The following is a 15,125-nucleotide window of genomic DNA, read 5'->3' on the forward strand; positions in this document are numbered from 1 at the left end:
CATTATCTCCACCTTGGCACCTAGATGCCGTCAGGTCCGCGAGGGGCTACCTCATTCTTACTTACTTACCTCGCTCCCCGTGGGGAGGGAGGCGTCCATCCCATCTCCTTTGCGCATTGAACAGAACGGGCAGTGACGCGAGGCCGCTGTTATTTCGGGCCAAATAGCGCGTCCAGCGGATTTCCGGCGGCAGGCGCATGCGCCGATACTTTCCGCAGCGTGAATTCCTCTTCGATGTTGTCGCGATAGAAGCTCCACGCCGCAGCGGAACCGGCCAGTTTGCGCCACAGATCCTCGCCGACACCAAGATATTGCAAGGTGTCGCCGTTGTCGAGCTGAACTTGCAAAATGCGCGCGTGCCTATCGTAGCCGATGGCGCGCAACTTGCCGGCGTTGATCTTCCTCATTTCCATGCGTGTTTGCTGCAACGATTCCCGGCCTTGCGGGTCAGGCGCCGGCACAGCGGGATGCCGGGTTGCAGGAGCATTGGCGGCGCCAGCATGACCGTCAGTCGATCAGCGCCAGTTTGACCAGTTCGTGTTTGTGCGACAACTGCTGCGGCAATTTTGCGCCGATCTTCTCGAACCATTCCTTGTGCAGCGCCATTTCGGTTTTCCATGACCGCGCGTCCAGATGGTTGAGCTGATCGAACTCGCTCTGACTGATCTGCGTTCCAGACCAGTCGATGTCCTGGAAGCGCGGCATCCAGCCAAGCGCGGTTTTGTGCGCCGGGATGCGGCCATTGACGCGATCGACGATCCACTTCAGGACGCGCATGTTGTCGCTGAACCCCGGCCACAGGAATTCGCCCTGTTCGTTCACGCGGAACCAGTTGACGCAGAAAATCCGCGGCGCATGTTCTACCACCTGGCCCATTTTCAACCAGTGATTGAAATAGTCGCCGATGTGGTAGCCGCAGAACGGCAGCATGGCGAACGGATCGCGGCGCACCACGCCCTGTTCGCCGACGGCGGCAGCGGTCGTTTCCGAGCCCAGGGTGGAAGCGATATACACGCCGTAGTTCCAGTTCAGCGCCTCGAACACCAGCGGCATGGTGGTGGCGCGGCGACTGCCGAAGATGAACGCCGACAGCGGCACGCCCTGCGGATTTTCCCATTCGCTGTCGATGGACGGGCACTGGTTGGCGGGTGCGGTGAAGCGCGAATTCGGATGCGCGGCCTTGCGCCCTTTCTTGCCGTCTTCAGGCGTCCAGTCCTTGCCCTGCCAATCGATCAGGTGCGGCGGCGGCTCCTTGCTCATGCCTTCCCACCACACGTCGCCGTCATCGGTCAGCGCCACGTTGGTAAAGATGATGTTTTCCTGCAGCGTGGCCATCGCGTTGAAGTTGGTTTTTTGCGAGGTGCCGGGCGCGACGCCGAAGAAGCCGGACTCGGGATTGATTGCGTACATGCGCCCGTCCTTGCCGGGCTTGATCCAGGCGATGTCGTCGCCTACCGTGGTCACTTTTCAGCCGGACAGACTTTGCGGCGGAATCAGCATCGCCAGATTGGTTTTGCCGCAGGCGGACGGGAAGGCCGCCGCGACATAATTCTTTTCGCCCGCCGGCGACTCGATGCCGAGGATCAGCATGTGCTCGGCCAGCCAGCCTTCATCGCGCGCCATGCTGGACGCGATGCGCAGGGCGAAGCATTTCTTGCCGAGCAGGGCATTGCCGCCATAGCCCGAACCGTATGACCATATCTCGCGCGTCTCGGGGAAATGCACGATGTATTTGGTGGTCGGGTTGCACGGCCATTTGCGGTCGGGCTGCCCCGGTTGCAGCGGCGCGCCCACGCTGTGCAGACACGGCACGAATTCACCCGTGCTCCCCAGCACGTCCAGCACCGCGCGGCCCATGCGCGTCATGATGCGCATGTTGACCACGACGTAGGGCGAGTCGGTAATTTCCACCCCGATATGGGCGATGGAGGAACCCAGCGGCCCCATGCTGAACGGGATTACATACAGGGTGCGGCCGCGCATCGCGCCCTTGAACAGGCCATGCAGCGTGGCGCGCATCTTGGCTGGTTCTTCCCAGTTGTTGGTCGGTCCGGCATCTTCATGGCGGGCGGAACAAATGAACGTGCGGTCTTCCACGCGCGCCACATCGGAAGGATCGGAACACGCCAGGAAGGAATTGGGGCGCTTGGCCGGGTTGAGTTTGATGAATGTTCCGGCAGTCACCATCTCGGCGCACAGCCGGTCATATTCTTCCTGCGAGCCGTCGCACCACACCACCCGTTCCGGCTCGGTCAGGGCGGCGACCTCGGCGACCCATGCCTTGATTTTGTTGTGCTTGACGTAATCCGGTGCCGCGCTGTTGTGGCTCATCTGCTCAATCTCCGCAATCAATACGGGTGGGGTCAATCTGTTGCGCAACGATCTGATGACCGCGCAGGAATCCACCGGCTTGGCCGGTGGCCGGGGCATTATAACGAGGGCGTCACGCAATGCCTAACACTTGCAAAGGTATAATGAACGCCTCGATTGCAGCAGGTTTCTGCCCACTTTTTCTCGGAGGCGTTTTGTTCAAATTCATCGGCATCGTTGCAGGCTACTACTTCTGGGGTTGGTGGGGGGTGTTGCTCGGACTGTTCCTCGGTTCGATCATCGACCGGATCCGCGCTTTGGGACAGGGGGCGCTGAACCCGCTGCAGAATGCGCTCCGCCAGGCCGTGTTTCTGGAAACGGCCTTCATTGCGATGGGCAAGCTGGCGAAGGCGGACGGGCGCGTGTCCGAGGCCGAGATCGCGCATGTCGAGCAGTTCATGCAGAAATTGGGCATGACGCCGGAGCATCGCCAGCAGGCCATCGGCTGGTTCAAGCAAGGTGCCGTCGCGGAATTCGATCTCGAACCGGCCTTGCGCAAGTTCATGACGTTTTGCGGCCACACGCGCAATCTCAAGGAGATGCTGCTGGTCTATCTGATCGTGATGGCGATGGCGGACGGCCACTACCATCCGGCAGAAGAGAAATTGCTCACCGCGATCGCGGGGCGGCTAGGCTATGGCCCGGAAGCCTTCAAACACCTGCTGGACATGGTGTTGAACCAGTCCCGTTTTTCCGGCGAACAGGCGAGCAGCGCGGCGGCGCTGGAGGATGCCTACAAGGCGCTGGGCGTGAGCAAGGAAAGTAGCGACGCGGAGGTGAAACGTGCCTACCGCAAGCTGATGAGCCAATATCACCCGGATAAACTCATGGGGCAGGGCATGCCGGACGATATGGTCAAGGTGGCGACCGAGCAGGCGAAAGAAATTCAGCTCGCCTACGACCTGATCAAGAAGGAGCGGAATTTGTAAGAAGATTTTCCCGTTCAGCGCGGCTCGATCTGCCACAGGTGCTGCGATACCGAGAACCACGCGCCGAGCCAGCCGAGGAAGGCGGAGAATGCCAGCAGGGCGCAGCTGTCCTGCGGCGTCAGCGGTTGCAGGGAAAAGTTGCTGGCGTACAGTCTGGCCAACTCGCCGAGCGGGAAGTTCAGCGCATGCAACATGAGCGAAACCAGCAGCCAGGCGGCAACGCCGCCGAACAGACCCTGCAACATGCCGAAGTAGAGGAAGGGGCGGCGGATGAAGGCGTCGGTGGCGCCGATCAGTTTTGCCACCTCGATTTCCTGCCGCCGGGTCAGGATCTGCAGGCGGATGGTATTGAAGGTGATGGCAACCAGGGCGAAGCTCAACAGCCCCGCCAGCAACCCGACTGCCAGGCGGCCGGCATCCAGAATTGCTTCCAGTTTGCGCAGCCAGGCGGAATCCAGTTGGGCGTGCGCCACGCCCGCGCTGCCTTGCAATTCGTTGCGCAGTGCTTCGAGCAGGGCGGGGTCTCTGCTTTTGGGATGGATGATGTAGGCATCCGGCAGGGGATTTTGCGCCAGCCCCTCGGTGATGTCCGCCAATTCCGTGCTCTGCTGCAATTCTTTCAGCGCCATTTCGCGTGGCACGAACTCGACTGAAGCGATTGCGTCGTGTCGGCGCAACCGGGCGCCGAGTTTTTCAATTTCCGCAGCGTCCGTTCCCTGTGCCAGAAACAGGCTGATCTGCGGTGTCGTGCCGAGCCGGGCATCCAGCGCCTGCATGCTTTGCAGCAAGAGGTAGCCGCCGACCGGCAGACTCAAGGCGATGCCGGTGACGAGGATGCCGAGCAGGGAGGCGCCCGGCGTCGCCAGCAGGCGTTGCAGGCTCTCCCGCAACACACGCAGATGCGCGCGCAACCCGTTCATTGCAGTTCACCCTGTTTCAGATGCAGCGTGCGCGCCGGAAATTTTTCCAGCATTCCCTCGTCGTGGGTGGAGATCACGAGCGTTGCGCCGACCTGGTGGAAAGACTGGAAGATCGTCATGATCTCGTGCGCATACTCGGCATCGAGATTGCCGGTCGGTTCGTCCGCCAGCAGGATCTGGGGCCGGTTGACGATGGCACGGGCGATACACAGGCGCTGCTGCTCGCCGCCGGAGAGCGCGATGGGATTGGCTTTTTCGCGATCGAGCAGCCCCACCTTGTCCAGCGCGGCGCGCACCCGTTTGGCGCTTTCGCGATGATCGAAGCCGCAGATCTGCAGGGGCAGCAGCACGTTGTCGAAGGCGTTGCGGTCGAACAGCAGCTTGTGATCCTGAAAAACGAGGCCGAGATTGCGCCGCAAGGGCGGGATCGCCTCGCGCTTGATCGCGCGGATGTTCTGCCCCTTGACCAGCACGCTGCCGCCGGTCGGGCGTTCGATGGCGGCGATGAGCTTGAGCAGGGTGCTCTTGCCCGCGCCGGAATGCCCGGTAAGATAAACCATCTCGCCTTCGGCAATGTCGAAGCTGACCGCTTTCAGGGCCTCGCGACCGCCGGGGTAGCGTTTATAGACTTGATTGAGCCGGATCATTTGAAAATCTGCTTGGCCGCTGCGCGCACGGCGAAAAACAGTCCCTTCGATTTCGGCAAGACAGGACGGCAACCGTCCTCTTGGTGTCCCGTGTGATCGCTGAGGCACAAAAGATTTTTCATGCGGCCTGTCCCAGCAGCGCCGCGACGAAATCCTCGGCGACAAAGGGTTGCAAGTCGTCCAGTCCCTCGCCCACGCCGATGAAGCGCACGGGGATGGGATGCGCCTGGGCGATGGCGGCGATGACGCCGCCCTTGGCCGTGCCATCTAGTTTGGTCAGCACCAGACCGGTCACGCCCAGCGCTGCGTCGAAGGCCTTGACTTGCGACAGCGCGTTCTGCCCGGTGTTGGCATCGAGCACCAGCAGCACTTCATGCGGCGCGTCGGGCATTACTTTGGCGATGACGCGCTTCACCTTTTTGATCTCTTCCATCAGGTGCGCCTGGGTGGCGAGACGGCCGGCGGTGTCGGCCAGCACCACGTCGATGCGGCGCGCCTGTGCCGCCTGCACGGCATCGAAGATGACGGCCGAGGCATCGCCGCTTTGCTGCGCGATGACGGTCACCTCGTTGCGCTTGCCCCATTCCTGCAATTGTTCCCGTGCGGCGGCACGGAACGTGTCACCCGCCGCGAGCAGCACCGATTTCCCCTGGCGCTGGAAATGCCGCGCCAGTTTGCCGATAGACGTGGTCTTGCCCGCGCCGTTGACACCGCACAGCATGATGACAAAAGGCCGGTGGGTGCCGACATCCAGCGGCGCTGCCAGCGGCGCGAGCAGCTTGAGCAGCGCCTGCGCCAGCGCTTGCCGCAGTTGTCCGGCCTCGCTCAATTTCTGTTCCCTGACTTGATGGCGCACGTCGGCCAGCAGGCGGCGGGTCGCGTCCATGCCCACATCGGCGGTAATGAGAACGGTCTCCAGTTCTTCATAAAGTTCATCGTCGATCCTGCCGCCCGGAACCAGCAGGGCGGACAGCTGTCCACCGGTGCGCGCCAGACCATCGGCCAGGCGCGTCAGCCAGCTTTTCGATTCGGGTGTGGGCGGATTTTTTTTCAGGAAACTAAACATGCAGGCGTATTCGGCAGTGGAAGAAATGTCGCATAATGCGCGGGCATTTTAACGGTTCGGGATGAGATTGATGAGACTTTATGCTTTATGTCTGGGTTTTCTGCTGGCCGCGACGGCGCAGGCGGAAGTGTTCGAGACCACGTTGCAGAACGGGTTGAAGGTGGTGGTCAAGGAAGACCACCGCGCGCCCACGGTGGTGCAGCAGATCTGGTATCACGCCGGCAGCATGGACGAGCGCACCGGCGTCACCGGGGTGGCGCACGTGCTGGAACACATGATGTTCAAGGGGACGAAGTCGGTACCGGCCGGCGAATTCTCGCGCCGCATCGCGGCTGCTGGCGGCCGCGAGAACGCCTTTACCAGTTACGACTACACCGCCTATTTCCAGCAGTTGCACAAATCAAAACTGGCGCTGGCGATGCAACTGGAAGCCGACCGCATGCACAACCTGGTGTTGAGCAACGCGGAATTCGGCAAAGAGATCCGGGTGGTGATGGAAGAGCGCCGCTGGCGCACGGATGATGATGCGCATGCCCTGCTCGACGAACGCCTGATGGCGACCGCCTACCAGGAGCATCCCTACCGCACCCCCATCGTCGGCTGGATGAACGATCTGGAAAACATGACGGCGGACGATGCGCGCGCCTGGTACCACACTTGGTACGTGCCGAACAATGCCACCCTGGTGATTGCCGGCGATGTCGATGCCAAAACCGTCTTTGCCCTGGCGCAACGTTATTACGGGGCCATCCCGGCTGGCAAACTGCCCGCGCGCAAACCCTATCTGGAACCGGCGCAGCGCGGCATCAAGCGCATGGTGGTCAAGGCGCCGGCGGAGTTGCCGCATCTGGTCATGGCGTATCACGCGCCAACCCTGCGCGACGTGAAAAACGACTGGCAGCCCTACGCCTTGTCGGTGCTGGCCGGCGTGCTGGACGGCAATGATTCGGCCCGGCTGAACCGGTCGCTCGTGCGCGAACAACAGATTGCGACGGCCATCGGTGCGGGCTACGGCAACACCTCGCGCGGACCGACCTTGTTCTCGCTGGAAGCGACGCCCGCTCCCGGCAAGACGGTGAACGAGCTGGAAGCGGCCCTGCGCGAGCAGCTGCAACTCATCGTTCGCGACGGGGTGACGGAGGAAGAATTGCGGCGGGTGCGCGCCCAGGTTACGGCCGCCGAAGTCTATAAACTGGATTCCGTGTTCTATCAGGCGATGCAGATCGGGCAGATGGAAAGCATCGGCCTGTCGCACCGCGACTTGCCGCTGATGCTGCAAAAGCTGCAGGCGGTGACGGCGGAGCAGGTGCGGGAGGCGGCGCGCATGATTGTGCAGGACGATCAATTGACGGTGGCGGTGCTCGATCCTCAGCCATTGAGCGGCGAGCCAAAGCAACACAAGGGGATGCAGCATGCGCACTAACTCTATTTTCTTTTTTCTTCTCTGCGCATTCGTCGGCAGCGTGTTTGCCACGCCGCAAATCCAGCACTGGCAGACTCCCGGCGGGGCGCGGGTGTATTTTGTCGAGGACCATAATCTGCCGATGCTGGATGTGGCGGTGAATTTTCCCGCCGGCAGCGCGTACGATGCGGCGGACAAGATCGGCGTCGCCGGGCTGACCCACGGTTTGCTCGATCTGGGCACACAGGAGTTGAGCGAGGATGACATCGCGCGCCGTCTGGCCGATGTGGGCGCGCGTCTGGCCGGCAACTTCGACAGCGACCGTTCCGGTTTGTCGCTGCGCACCTTGAGCAGCGCAGCAGAACGCGAGGCCGCGCTGGCCATCCTGGCGGATGTGTTGCAGCACCCGGCGTTTCCGCAGGCGGTGCTGGAGCGCGAAAAGAATCGCCTGGTCGCCAGCTTGCGCGAGGCGGAAACCAAGCCGGAGTTTCTGGCAGAACGCGCGTTCGGGCGCGCGGTGTTCGGGGCCCATCCCTATGGCTGGCAAACCGCCGTGAGCGATGTGGAAAAGGTGCAGCGCAACGACCTGCTCGATTTCTATCGCGCGCATTTTGCCGAAAGCGTGGCCGTGGTGGCGCTGATGGGCGATGTGTCGCGGCAGCAGGCAGAGACGATCGCCCGGCGCCTGACCGCGTATCTGCCGCAGGGCGGTGCGGCGAGCGCGTTGCCGCCGGTGACGATGAAAATCGGCGCGCAGGAGGTGCGCATCCCGCATCCGGCGAGCCAGAGCCACATCCTCATCGGCGTGCCGGGCATCGCGCGCAGCGATGCGGACTACTTTCCGCTCTACGTCGGCAACTACATTCTGGGCGGGGGCGGTTTCGTGTCGCGCCTGATGAACGAGGTGCGCGAGAAGCGCGGCATGGCCTACAGCGTGTACAGCTACTTCATGCCGCTCCAGCAGCCGGGGGCGTTCCAGATCGGCCTGCAAACCAAGAATGAGCAGGTCGGGGAAGCGCTGCACGTGGTGCGCGAAACCTTGCAGGGATTTATCGCGAAAGGCGTGACGACAGAAGAATTGCGGGCCGCCAAACAAAACATCATCTACGGTTTCCCTTTGCGTATCGACAGCAACGGCAAGATCCTCGACTACCTGAGCCTGATCGGTTTTTACAATCTGCCGCTGACCTATCTGGATGACTTCCCGCAGCGGGTCGAACAGGTTACCGTCGGTGACATCAACCGCGCGTTCCGGCGTCGCATCGACCCGGCCGCGATGGCGACGGTGATCGTCGGTGCAGATGAAATGAAATGAGCCGCCGGGGGAGAATACATCTGATCTAAATAAACGCGGATATCAAAAGGCGGGAAGCGCCGTTTTCGCGCCATCAAAAAACAATCGATGAGCGCATAGCCCGACGGCTATCCCGTTTGTTCAAAACTCAACAAGATTCAAGGCTGGGTTGAAAATTCAGGTGAATCAAAGCGCCCGGCTCAAATCTGAAACACCACCAGGGTTGGTCGGTACACCTAAAATTGATCGGGCAAGGCAGTCGCGCGACGTAGTCTGGACTTCATCTCAACCCAATAACGGTATCCGCGCCACGCCACCCAACCCCACTTTATCGCAGTCGAAATGGAGTGCCGACGAATGACGAGCACCCCCACAATGCCCGCCACAAACCAGGGATGCTGCCGCAGATAACGGGCTCCGGATATTCCACGATCAAGCGCAGCCAGTGGAGATTGCCAGCGGCACGCCGATTCGGCGAGAGCTGCACGCTGTGCGGCGATCATGCCCAATAAAGCGCCACGTCGCTGGCGTATCTCAAGCAGACGTTCATTCATGGCTGTTCCGCAGGGCATTCAGATCTTTTTCAAGTTCCGCCATGGTGTCGGCGAAGGGGCGAGATTTCCGGTTCAATTTAACCCGCAACAGGCGCAATGAAAGCATGGAAAAAGCAAAAAAAGCCAATGCCAGCAGGGCAACAACCAGCAGGAGATGATTCTGCCAAAAGAACAGAACGACGAGCATTGAGAGTAACAGAACGCCCATGCACAGGCAGAAGAGGGTGAATAACATGAAAAAGAACACCTGCATCAAGCGCAGGCGCTCTTCTTCCAGCTCATTGGAAAACAATTCCACCCGGTTGGCAACAATTCCAAGCAAACCGAACAAGAGACGCCTGATGGAAGAAAACAGGCTCGTTGCCTCCGCCATCAATCAGCGCCCGCGTCCGATCAACATGCCCACCAGTACGCCGACTGCCGCTGCAATTCCCACCGACTGCCACGGATTTTCATGCACATAATCGTCGGTTGCCTGTGCCGCAACTTTGGTTCGATCCACCAGGGCTTGTTCGGCCTCAACCAGACGCACCTTGGCCTGAGCCAGATTGGCTTGCGCGCGCTGGCGCATCGACGCCATTTTTTCGCCCGCCTGGTCGGCGGTCGCCCGCAATAGATCCTCGGTATCGGCAATCACCGCGCGCAAATCCTGCGCCAGTCTTTGCTTGCTCGTATCAAAAGTTGCGCCTACGGAATTCGTGTTCATGACATCCTCCTTCGAGTGGGTTTAAAACCAATCCGGGCCATACTACCCGCTCCCCCCCGATACTTGAATCCTGCGGGCGGCGGGTAATCCGGATTGAATCGGTGCGACGCGGAGCGCGTCTGAATTGTAGGCGTTTAGATTCTGAAGTCAATCAATCAAGGCGTAGAATGCGCGCGCCATGAAAAAACTTTTCCTATTTCCCCTGCTGTATCTTGCCGTTTCGGTTCACGCCGCCGACCTTCCCGGAATTCCCGCGTTCATCGATGAGATGGTGGCGCAACATCAATTCAGGCGCGCGGAACTGGTGCGGGTTTTTCGCCGCGCCGAGCAGCGCCCGGATGTGATCGAGGCGATCAGCAAGCCGGCCACCCTGAAGCCGTGGCCGGAATATCGCGCCAGTTTTGTCAATCGCGAGCGGATCGACGGCGGCCTGAAGTTCTGGAAAAAAAACGAGTCGGTGCTGGCGCGGGCGCAACGCCAATTCGGCGTGCCAGCGGAATACATCGTTGCCATCATCGGCGTGGAAACCCTGTACGGGCGGAATACCGGCGGGTACCGTGCCCTGGATGCGCTGACCACACTGGCTTTTTCCTATCCGCGCCGTGCGGACTATTTTCGGGGCGAACTGGAACAATTCCTGTTGCTGGCACGCGAACAGGATTTCAATCTGTTGGAGATCAACGCTTCCTATGCCGGTGCGCTCGGCATCCCGCAATTCATGCCGAGCAACTTCCGCAAATATGCGCTCGACTATAACGGCAATGGCCGGGTGGATATCCTGCACGAAGCGGAAGATGCCATTGGCAGCGTGGCGAATTATTTCAAGCACTACGGCTGGCGCAGCGGCGAGCCGGTGGCCGTGCTGGCGGCTGTGCCAAACCCGCAGCGACTGGGGATTCTCGCCGAGGCAAGGCCGTTGCTGGGGTGGCGCACCGATGCCGGGGTTGTGCCTGCGGAAAGTGAGGATCGCCTGTTGCCGCCGGCCTGGTTGTTGGACCTGACCCTGGAGAACAGCAAGGAATACTGGCTGGCATTCGAAAACTTCGATGTCATCATGCGCTACAACATCAGCAGTTTCTATGCGCTTTCCGTGCATCAACTGGCGCAGGCGCTGCGCGCCGCGCGGCACTGACGATCAATACACCCGCCGCGCGCCGTTATAGCGCGATTGCCAGTAGTCGAGCGACATCCGTTCGACGCGAATGCGGCTGCCGCTGCGGGGAGAATGGACGAATTTGCCGTCGCCGATGTAGAGGCCGACGTGCGAGTAGGGGGTGTGCAGGGTGTTGTAGAACACCAGGTCGCCGGGACGCAATTCGCCGGGATGCAGCGGTTTGCCGACGCGGCTGATCTGCTGGCTGGTGCGGGGCAGCTCGATCTCCAGTTCATGCGCATAGACATGCCGCACATAACCGCTGCAATCGAACCCGGCGCTGGCGTTATTGCCGCCGTAACGGTAGGGCGTGTCGGCCAGACTCATCGCGTAGAGGACGAGCTCGTTCATCCGTTCCGACGTCGCAGAATCGTCGCGCGTGGGCGCGCTGGTGCAGGCGGTCAGCACGGCAAGCAGCAGCAAGGTGATTGTTTTCATGGTGCGCGTTGTGGATATTCCGGCGCGAAGTATAAAGCATGAGGGCGCGGGCAATGCCGGGATCGCCTTTTACGCGATGCCCTTAACTCAAGTAGAATCGAGTCCCCAACCCTAACCATAATTCAATCAGACCGGAGTCAGCGATGAGTTTCAATGAAAATGATGTGCAGAATGCCCTGAAAAACCTGATCGATGCCAACACCAAAAAAGATTTTGTGAGCGGCAAGTCGGTCAAGAACATCCGCATCAGCGGCAACGATGTTGCGCTGGATATCCTGCTGGGTTATCCGGCCATGAGCGTGTGGGCCGAAATCAAGGCTATGGTCGAGGCGCATCTCAAGTCTGCGTTGCCGGGTGTGGGCAAGGTGGAGGCAAACGTTTCCAGCAAGGTCGTGCCGCATGCGGTGCAGCGCGGCGTCAAGCTGGTGGACGGGGTGAAGAACATCATCGCGGTGGCGAGCGGCAAGGGCGGGGTGGGCAAGTCCACCACGGCGGTCAACTTGGCGCTGGCGCTGGCAGCCGAAGGCGCGCGCGTCGGCATGCTGGATGCGGATATTTACGGCCCTTCGCAACCGACCATGCTGGGAATCAGCGGCAATCCGGATTCCGAAGACGGCAAGAGCATGAAGCCAATGCTCAACCATGGTCTGCAAGTGATGTCGATCGGTTTTCTCATCGATGCCGATACGCCGATGATCTGGCGCGGCCCGATGGCAACCCAGGCGCTGGACCAGTTGCTGCACCAGACCCGGTGGGACGACCTGGATTATCTGGTGGTGGATCTGCCGCCTGGCACGGGTGACATCCAGCTCACCCTGGCGCAGAAAGTGCCGGTGACCGGCGCGGTGATCGTCACTACGCCGCAGGACATCGCGCTGATGGATGCGAGCAAGGGGCTCAAGATGTTCGAGAAGGTCGATGTGAAGATCATCGGCATCGTGGAGAACATGAGCACGCATATCTGCTCGAAATGCGGCCACGAGGAACATATCTTCGGGGCCGGCGGCGGCGAGAAGATGTGTGCCGACTACCACACGGAATTCCTTGGCAGCCTGCCGCTCGACATCCATATCCGCGAACAGGCAGATTCCGGCAAGCCGACCGTGGTGGCCGACCCCGATGGCAATATCAGCAAGATCTATAAACAGATCGCGCGGCGCGTGGCGGTGAAGATCGCCGAGATGGCGCAGGATCACAGCGCGGCATTCCCGAAAATTGTGGTGCAGAACACCTGATGCGCATTCTGATTTCGAACGACGACGGCTACTTCGCGCCGGGTCTGGCCTGCCTGGCGCAGCACTTGTCCGCGCTGGGCGAAGTGGTGGTGGTGGCGCCGGAACGCGATCGGAGCGGGGCGAGCAACTCGCTGACCCTCAACCGTCCGCTCAATTTGCGCCGGGCGGCGAGCGGTTTCTATTATGTGGACGGCACGCCGACCGACTGCGTGCACCTGGCGGTCACCGGAATGCTGGACATGCAACCGGACATCATCGTTTCCGGGATCAACTCCGGCGCCAACATGGGAGACGACACCATCTATTCCGGCACGGTGGCCGCCGCGACCGAAGGTTTTCTGCTGGGCGTTCCGGCCATTGCGGTTTCCCTGATCGGGCATGAGGAGAAGCACTACGAAACCGCCGCGCGTGTGGCGGAAGATCTGGTGCTTCGCTTCGGGCGTCTGCCGCATCCCCAGCCCTGGCTGCTGAACGTGAATGTGCCGGACGTGCCCTATGCGGAGTTGCAGGGCATGGAAGTGACGCGCCTGGGCAGACGGCACAAGGCGGAACCGGTCATCAAGACCACCAATCCGCACGGTCAGCCGATCTACTGGGTCGGCCCGGTGGGCAAGGCGCAGGACGCCGGTGCGGGCACCGATTTTGCCGCCATCGCGCAGGGCCGCGTCTCGATCACGCCCTTGCAGATCGATCTGACGCAGTACGCCCAGATCGATGCGGTGCGGGCCTGGATGGGGAACGCGGCATGAATTTGCAACACGCCGGGATCGGCATGACCTCGGCGCGCACGCGCGGTCGCATGATCGAGCGCTTGCGCGCGCAAGGCATCCGCGACGAGGCGGTCCTGGCGGCGATCGGCAACGTGCCGCGCCATCTCTTCGTGGATGAGGCGCTGGCCGGGCGCGCCTACGACGATGTCGCGCTCCCCATCAATTACGGGCAGACCATTTCCCAGCCCTGGATCGTGGCGCGCATGCTGGAAGTTCTGCGCAACGGCAAACCCTTGGGGCGGGTGTTGGAGATCGGCACCGGTTGCGGCTACCAGGCCGCCGTGCTGGCGCAACTGGCGCAGGAAGTCTATAGCGTGGAACGCATTCAGCCTTTGTACGAGCGCGCCCGCAAACTGTTGCGCGAATTGAAGGTGCGCAATGTCATCCTGCGCCATGCGGACGGGAGCGCGGGACTGGCCGATGCGGGGCCCTTCGACGGCATCGTCATGGCCTGCGCGGCCCCCGCCCTGTCCATAGAGCTGAAAGCGCAACTGGTGGTCGGCGGCCGGATGGTATTGCCGCTCGGCACCGGCGAACAATTTCTTTATCTTATCGAACGCACGGAGCAGGGGTTTCGCGAGACGCGCCTGGATGCGGTGAAGTTCGTCCCTTTGCTGACGGGAAAAGTATGAGACTGGTTGCAAAATTATTACTGCTGGTGCTGGCTGCCACCTTGGGCGCGTGCGGCACCGGTGTCCGGAAGGGGCAGGCGCCGGTCGTGGAATACGGTGACACCCGCCGCCCCGCTGACGTATCGGGGCCTCGTTACACCATCAAACACCACACGGTGCAGGCGGGTGAAACGCTGTACAGCATCGCCTTTGAAGACGGTTTGAATTATTTGGAGGTGGCGGAATACAACGGTTTGCAAGACCCGACCGCGATCAGCATCGGTCAACAGCTTGAATTAAGAATTCCACTGGATGAGGGCGCAGTCGACGAGTCTCCACCTGTCTACATTGCGCATGCGGTCCCGGGTGAAACCAAACGCGCGCCGAAGGTGGGCCGGCTACTGTATTCCGAGCAGGCGCTGCTCAAGGCGGATCAAATGCAGGAAGGCCGCGTGGCCGCTGTAACGGGGCAAATGGTCCGGCCCGTCAATCCCGTTGCCGGCGACGATGCGGCGGACGCGCTGGAGTGGGGAATGCCGACCCGTGGCAGACTGATCACCGAATTTTCACGCAACGCCAATCTTAAAGGGGTTGATTTTGCCGGAAAGAAGGGTCAGCCCGTGATGGCCAGTGCGGCAGGTAAAGTGGTGTATGCCGGCAGCGGTTTGCGCGGTTACGGCAAGCTGATTATCATCAAACACAACGCCACCTACCTCAGCGCCTACGCACACAACGAACGGATTCTGGTGAAGGAAGGGCAGACCGTGCGCAAGGGGCAGCAGATTGCGGAGATGGGCGACACCGACGCCAATCAGGTCAAACTGCATTTCCAAATCCGCAAACAGGGAAAACCGGTCGATCCGGAAAAGTACCTGCCGTTGGTCAAGTCTTGACTCCGGTTTTGTGGGGCGGACTGAGCGTGTGGTGTAGGGGTGTCAGCCCCGCACAGCCACGGCCTGCCCCTTGCGGGTATCAGTCCAACCCTGTCGTGGAATATTATCAACTGCGTCGGGTTGAAACCCGACCCACA

At 61.1% G+C, this 15,125-nt stretch carries 16 protein-coding genes and 1 pseudogene; 8 read left to right on the forward strand and 9 right to left on the reverse strand.

Annotated elements, in window-relative coordinates; translation table 11 throughout:
- Positions 1-149 precede the first annotated feature (149 nt).
- Both ACKTSJ_RS09645 and ACKTSJ_RS09650 read right to left on the reverse strand, forming a co-directional pair.
- Positions 150-413 carry a KTSC domain-containing protein gene (locus ACKTSJ_RS09645; RefSeq protein ID WP_407899705.1) on the reverse strand — a complete coding sequence of 88 codons (264 nt, stop codon included), beginning with the start codon at positions 411-413 and terminating at the stop codon, positions 150-152.
- 94 nt (positions 414-507) lie between these two features.
- Positions 508-2,331: pseudogene (locus ACKTSJ_RS09650) on the reverse strand (phosphoenolpyruvate carboxykinase (GTP)).
- A 194-nt stretch (positions 2,332-2,525) separates the two neighbouring features.
- On the opposite strand from ACKTSJ_RS09650, the gene djlA reads away from it, so the two are divergent.
- Positions 2,526-3,299, forward strand: a complete 774-nt coding sequence (djlA, locus tag ACKTSJ_RS09655) for a co-chaperone DjlA (RefSeq protein WP_407899707.1) — start codon at positions 2,526-2,528, stop codon at positions 3,297-3,299.
- Positions 3,300-3,313: 14 nt separating this feature from the next.
- Here djlA and ftsX read toward each other — a convergent pair whose 3' ends face one another.
- From ftsX to ftsY, 3 genes are all read right to left on the reverse strand, one after another.
- Positions 3,314-4,219, reverse strand: coding sequence for a permease-like cell division protein FtsX (ftsX, locus tag ACKTSJ_RS09660; RefSeq protein ID WP_407899709.1), 906 nt, complete (start codon positions 4,217-4,219; stop codon positions 3,314-3,316).
- Positions 4,216-4,866: a cell division ATP-binding protein FtsE gene (gene ftsE, locus ACKTSJ_RS09665; protein WP_407899711.1), complete on the reverse strand. Its 651-nt coding sequence runs from the start codon at positions 4,864-4,866 to the stop codon at positions 4,216-4,218. Before ftsE ends, ftsX begins: the two co-directional genes overlap by 4 nt.
- Before the next feature lie 118 nt (positions 4,867-4,984).
- Positions 4,985-5,932: a signal recognition particle-docking protein FtsY gene (gene ftsY / locus ACKTSJ_RS09670; RefSeq protein WP_407899713.1), complete on the reverse strand. Its 948-nt coding sequence runs from the start codon at positions 5,930-5,932 to the stop codon at positions 4,985-4,987.
- 70 nt (positions 5,933-6,002) lie between these two features.
- Here ftsY and ACKTSJ_RS09675 point away from each other — a divergent pair, with 70 nt between their 5' ends.
- Together ACKTSJ_RS09675 and ACKTSJ_RS09680 are read left to right on the forward strand one after the other, a co-directional pair.
- Entirely contained in the window at positions 6,003-7,355 is a 1,353-nt protein-coding gene (locus ACKTSJ_RS09675; RefSeq protein ID WP_407899715.1) for a M16 family metallopeptidase, read from the forward strand.
- The gene (locus ACKTSJ_RS09680) at positions 7,345-8,649 is read left to right on the forward strand and encodes a M16 family metallopeptidase (RefSeq protein ID WP_407899717.1); all 1,305 of its coding nucleotides are present in this window, start codon (positions 7,345-7,347) and stop codon (positions 8,647-8,649) included. The genes ACKTSJ_RS09675 and ACKTSJ_RS09680 overlap by 11 nt, the downstream gene beginning before the upstream one ends.
- Positions 8,650-8,864: 215 nt before the next feature.
- Here the strand turns inward: ACKTSJ_RS09680 and ACKTSJ_RS09685 are convergent, their stop codons facing one another.
- The 3 genes from ACKTSJ_RS09685 to ACKTSJ_RS09695 are packed head-to-tail and all read right to left on the reverse strand — an operon-like array spanning position 8,865 to position 9,888.
- Positions 8,865-9,182, reverse strand: a complete 318-nt coding sequence (locus ACKTSJ_RS09685) for a YqjK family protein (RefSeq protein ID WP_407899719.1) — start codon at positions 9,180-9,182, stop codon at positions 8,865-8,867.
- Entirely contained in the window at positions 9,175-9,555 is a 381-nt protein-coding gene (locus ACKTSJ_RS09690; RefSeq protein ID WP_407899721.1) for a phage holin family protein, read from the reverse strand. The genes ACKTSJ_RS09685 and ACKTSJ_RS09690 overlap by 8 nt, the downstream gene beginning before the upstream one ends.
- 3 nt (positions 9,556-9,558) lie before the next feature.
- Positions 9,559-9,888 (reverse strand): YqjD family protein, encoded by a 330-nt coding sequence (locus ACKTSJ_RS09695; RefSeq protein ID WP_407899723.1) that lies wholly within the window; start codon positions 9,886-9,888, stop codon positions 9,559-9,561.
- 178 nt (positions 9,889-10,066) lie between these two features.
- Here ACKTSJ_RS09695 and mltB point away from each other — a divergent pair, with 178 nt between their 5' ends.
- The gene (gene mltB, locus ACKTSJ_RS09700) at positions 10,067-11,020 is read left to right on the forward strand and encodes a lytic murein transglycosylase B (protein WP_407899725.1); all 954 of its coding nucleotides are present in this window, start codon (positions 10,067-10,069) and stop codon (positions 11,018-11,020) included.
- A 3-nt stretch (positions 11,021-11,023) separates the two neighbouring features.
- Here the strand turns inward: mltB and ACKTSJ_RS09705 are convergent, their stop codons facing one another.
- A complete protein-coding gene (locus ACKTSJ_RS09705) occupies positions 11,024-11,479 on the reverse strand; it encodes a C40 family peptidase (RefSeq protein ID WP_407899727.1) in 456 nt (151 codons plus the stop codon).
- Between the two features lie 143 nt (positions 11,480-11,622).
- On the opposite strand from ACKTSJ_RS09705, the gene apbC reads away from it, so the two are divergent.
- The 4 genes from apbC to ACKTSJ_RS09725 are packed head-to-tail and all read left to right on the forward strand — an operon-like array spanning position 11,623 to position 14,988.
- Positions 11,623-12,714, forward strand: a complete 1,092-nt coding sequence (gene apbC, locus ACKTSJ_RS09710) for an iron-sulfur cluster carrier protein ApbC (RefSeq protein WP_407899729.1) — start codon at positions 11,623-11,625, stop codon at positions 12,712-12,714.
- Positions 12,714-13,463: a 5'/3'-nucleotidase SurE gene (gene surE / locus ACKTSJ_RS09715; RefSeq protein WP_407899731.1), complete on the forward strand. Its 750-nt coding sequence runs from the start codon at positions 12,714-12,716 to the stop codon at positions 13,461-13,463. Before apbC ends, surE begins: the two co-directional genes overlap by 1 nt.
- On the forward strand, positions 13,460-14,116 hold the full coding sequence (locus ACKTSJ_RS09720) for a protein-L-isoaspartate(D-aspartate) O-methyltransferase (protein WP_407899733.1): 657 nt from the start codon (positions 13,460-13,462) through the stop codon (positions 14,114-14,116). Before surE ends, ACKTSJ_RS09720 begins: the two co-directional genes overlap by 4 nt.
- The gene (locus ACKTSJ_RS09725) at positions 14,113-14,988 is read left to right on the forward strand and encodes a peptidoglycan DD-metalloendopeptidase family protein (protein ID WP_407899735.1); all 876 of its coding nucleotides are present in this window, start codon (positions 14,113-14,115) and stop codon (positions 14,986-14,988) included. Before ACKTSJ_RS09720 ends, ACKTSJ_RS09725 begins: the two co-directional genes overlap by 4 nt.
- Positions 14,989-15,125 lie beyond the last annotated feature (137 nt).

This window comes from Ferrigenium sp. UT5 (genome assembly GCF_045866295.1).
GTDB lineage: Bacteria > Pseudomonadota > Gammaproteobacteria > Burkholderiales > Gallionellaceae > Sideroxyarcus.